The 1,318-nt window shown below is 31.0% G+C and carries 3 protein-coding genes and 1 tRNA gene; all 4 read right to left on the bottom strand.

All coding sequences use genetic code 11. The features are described 5' to 3' along the window. Positions 1 to 45: 45 nt before the first annotated feature. Positions 46 to 120 (bottom strand) — tRNA-Gly (locus PLW95_04355). 10 nt (positions 121 to 130) lie between these two features. Continuing rightward, positions 131 to 664: a nitroreductase family protein gene (locus tag PLW95_04350; protein HOV21894.1), complete on the bottom strand. Its 534-nt coding sequence runs from the start codon at positions 662 to 664 to the stop codon at positions 131 to 133. Positions 665 to 677: 13 nt separating this feature from the next. After that, positions 678 to 1,013, bottom strand: coding sequence for a hypothetical protein (locus tag PLW95_04345; GenBank protein HOV21893.1), 336 nt, complete (start codon positions 1,011 to 1,013; stop codon positions 678 to 680). 68 nt (positions 1,014 to 1,081) lie between these two features. Further along, positions 1,082 to 1,318 (bottom strand): hypothetical protein (locus tag PLW95_04340; GenBank protein ID HOV21892.1); only part of this gene is annotated, 237 nt, incomplete at its 5' end.

Raw genomic sequence — 1,318 nt, 5'->3', positions numbered from 1 at the left:
GTCGGTTTGAACCCAAAAGGTTCAACTCCCTTACAAAGTTAGAGATGGAGCGGGATACGGGATTTGAACCCGTGGCCTCGAGCTTGGGAAGCTCGCACTCTACCGCTGAGTTAATCCCGCTTTTACCTATTTATTTATTTCCCCATTTTTCATAAAAAACTATTTCTTCCAGTGTTTTTCTATTATTATTTTCTTTAAAAACATCAGAATAAAGGGGATATCCAATTGGTATTACAGCAACAACATTTATATCTTCTGGTATTTCAAGAAATTTTTTAATTCCTTCATTATCAAAAGAACCAATCCAGCATGTTCCAAGTCCTTCTGCTCTTGCCGCAAGAGTTAAATGGTCAACTGCAATTGCCACATCAACAAGCATGCTATAATCACCCATCCAATTTCCTCTATTGTAGTGAATATTTTCCCCACAGGCAACTATAAGAACCGGAACTTCTGCAACAAATTTCTGTCCTTCACAAAGTTTAACCATTTTCTTTTTTCTTTCTGTCTCTCTTATTAAAATAAACTGCCATGGTTGTCTATTACTTCCACTTGGAGCAATTCTTGCAGCATTTAAAACTCTTTTAAGAACATCTTCTGAAATTGATTCATCCTTATAATTTCTTACACTCCTTCTTGTTTTTATAACTTCATAAAAGTCCATTTTTTTATCCTTTTTATCTTACATCAATCGTTCCAGTTTTTGGGTCATAAACAAATTGCATATTTTCAGGTGATTTTGGAATTTCTTTTATATATCCTTTATCAACAAGTTCCTGTAATGATTGTGGGTATCTTCCTTCCTGAATCAGAAATGTATTTATTTCGTTTTTCAAGTTAAGAACATCCTGCATCCCTTCTGCTTTTTTCATTGCTCTACCCATTGTTTCACCATATTTTGCAGGTGCATTTAAAGGGGTTAATTCTTCTTCTTTTTTCTTTTTACTACAGCCAGCAAAAATAAAAAGTGTAATTGTTAATAGGATTAATATTTTCATTATTTTCATATTCATAAACCCCTCTTTTCTTTTGTAAAAATTATACATAAATTATAAAAAGTTTTAAATAGATTTAATTTTACCTAAATTCCCATATTTTTAGGCATTATGATATTTAATGTTTCTGTAATTTCTTTTTGTTGTTTTGTTTGTTCAGGAATTATTATTTCATCTTCATATATTTTACATTTTAGATTTCTCATTTTCAATAACATTTCTTCAACTGTATATTTCCCCGCTATACATTCTTTCAAAAGAGCATAAACAACCAAAGTTATAAATATCAATAATAAATATCCTCTCAAGCCATCTTCTTTATG

The sequence above is a fragment of the bacterium genome (assembly GCA_035370465.1).
Classification (GTDB): Bacteria; Ratteibacteria; UBA8468; order B48-G9; family JAFGKM01; genus JAGGVW01.
The sequence above is the reverse complement of the archived record's forward strand: the minus strand, read 5'-3'. Positions and strand labels throughout refer to the sequence as shown.